The following is a 2,089-nucleotide window of genomic DNA, read 5'->3' on the forward strand; positions in this document are numbered from 1 at the left end:
AGCTCCTCTTTTTGCTCATTCAAGTAACAGGCAGTTTACCTCGTAATACTTCGACCATGTTCAGATAGTTAAAATGAGATTAGTATGGAAGTAGGACTAAATGAACTACTATGAGAAGGTGAGGTAATCTTCATGGATGAAAAAGAGTCTCGGCTAATTCAATGGAAGTATTGGGCTCAATGTTCTATAAAAATATTAGATGAATATAGCCCATATATTAAGTTGTCAAATGAAAATTACATATCTAATTCCAATCATGCTTTGATTTTATCCAATCCTAAAGGATTTTACCTTTTTGGTGTATTAGATGAAATATCAAAAATTGGTACGTCAATGTTTAGATGGATTGAATTTATCTCTGGGGAAGAAATTATTGACCCTAAATCATACCCTGCAAGAAGTGTTATTCAAGCTGTATTTGATGAACAACAGATGTGGGGGCGTAAATTGCTTGAAGCGATAGTTGATTTGATTTTGTTTAAGAGAACTAATGAGGAATCTTACTACAAGCATTACTTATTACTAAAAGAACTATGGGATTCTATAGATTCTTATAAAGATTGGAAGGAGTTTTTTGATAAATCGTCCAATAAACTTGATTTTCAAAAAAAATTATTGGTTCAAACAATTAGCAACCACGAGTCATCAATTGAGTTAAACAATTGTTGGTACTTAAATAAAAGAGAAAATATATTGAGAACTTCTGATTCCAAATCAAATAAGAAATCCTTCAGACAGAAATTAATCAAAGCATTACCAGATACAAATTCACGGGAAAAACTCATTATCGGATTAACCTATAAAGGCTATTCTGAGTTTAGTGAATCTATCCACTTTAACCCTGACAGAAATAAATGGTTTCCCAACAAAGAACAAATTGAGTTAAACATGTCAAGAATTTGGCTGACAATACTTTGTATTATTGATAGACTACAAAAATTAACTGGAATACAACCCAAAGGGTTTAATAATGAAATGAACGAACTATTATCCCATCCAACAAATATTGATGAACTATTATGTCAATTAACAGGAGATTTCTTTCAGAAGAGCGATATTGTTATTCTCGACAATAATGAATTGTGCATAATTGAGGATGTATCGACTAGTAAATATGGTTACAAAATGTATAAATTAGCCTACCTTCAAAGAAAAGAAAGACCTGAATTTTATGATGAATGGTTACCAGGTAATATGATGCATTTAATTTATAAATTGAGTGATCATAAAAAAGCTCAAGATAAAAACCCAGTAGTTAATGAGTTTTTAAAAGATATATCCGATGAGGATTACATAACCCACTATGCAAATTATTTCGTAAGGAAATGGGAACAAGGTATGAAAGACTATTTTCTTAAACGTGACAAAGCGGCATTGATTAAAGCTTTTAAACAATAATGCAAGAACGGGACACACCCAAGTAGGTTCATCAATGAAGAAATCGAGGCTACCTCAAAAGATCGGCGGCCTCTTAAGCTAACGGTGAACGTTAGCTTCATAAAGACAGTCAAACAAAGCAGGCACCGCGGTGATCTGCTTTGTTCATTGAGGTAAAGGGCAGTTTGGTGGTGGAAAGGCATACAGAAAAAGGAATTGCTTTTCCCAACTAACGGTACAGGTCCTTTAAATGGGGCGGTAACTTGTGATCCTCGACGTGCTTGTAGCTAACGGTCTTTACGTCACCGTTCAAACTGACAAGAAATTTAATCTCGTCGACACCTACGGAAACATGAGCACCGACAAATGGCACGACTACGACGGTTACGGAGTAAGTTGTTTTGTTCGTTGAAGCTGCTTCACACGTTACTTGCGTTCCATAAAACGGTGCGTAAGTCGGCGGATGCACAAGTATCTTCTCATAATATCTTTTTACTTCGTCCTGTATTTGCGGACTTAGCAGTCTTGCAATAACTGCATTACATACAGCTTCGTCTTCGTTTGGTATTGCCGATACAGTGGTAGGTTGACTGAATAACAGTATACAGGCGGCAAAGATGAATTTTAACATTAGCCCTCCACGGAAAGTTTTGAGGTTATTCTTCCCATTTGTCATTCGAAAATTACTAAAAAAGTGGGTGGGGGGTATTGA

At 35.2% G+C, this 2,089-nt stretch carries 2 protein-coding genes; one reads left to right on the forward strand and one right to left on the reverse strand.

The window, feature by feature from the left end; all coding sequences use genetic code 11:
- Positions 1-132: 132 nt before the first annotated feature.
- Positions 133-1,398, forward strand: coding sequence for a hypothetical protein (locus GC098_RS07880; protein ID WP_171642592.1), 1,266 nt, complete (start codon positions 133-135; stop codon positions 1,396-1,398).
- 208 nt (positions 1,399-1,606) lie between these two features.
- Here the strand turns inward: GC098_RS07880 and GC098_RS07885 are convergent, their stop codons facing one another.
- Complete coding sequence (locus tag GC098_RS07885; protein WP_171642594.1) at positions 1,607-2,008, reverse strand: DUF3888 domain-containing protein; 402 nt, start codon at positions 2,006-2,008, stop codon at positions 1,607-1,609.
- Positions 2,009-2,089 lie beyond the last annotated feature (81 nt).

Origin of the sequence: Paenibacillus phytorum (assembly GCF_013141715.1) — a bacterium.
Classification (GTDB): domain Bacteria; phylum Bacillota; class Bacilli; order Paenibacillales; family NBRC-103111; genus Paenibacillus_E; species Paenibacillus_E phytorum.

Coding starts and splice junctions, on each gene's coding strand:
- GC098_RS07885 (WP_171642594.1), bottom strand. CDS start 2,008: ATGTTAAAATTCATCTTTGCCGCCTGTATACTGTTATTCAGTCAACCT.
- GC098_RS07880 (WP_171642592.1), top strand. CDS start 133: ATGGATGAAAAAGAGTCTCGGCTAATTCAATGGAAGTATTGGGCTCAA.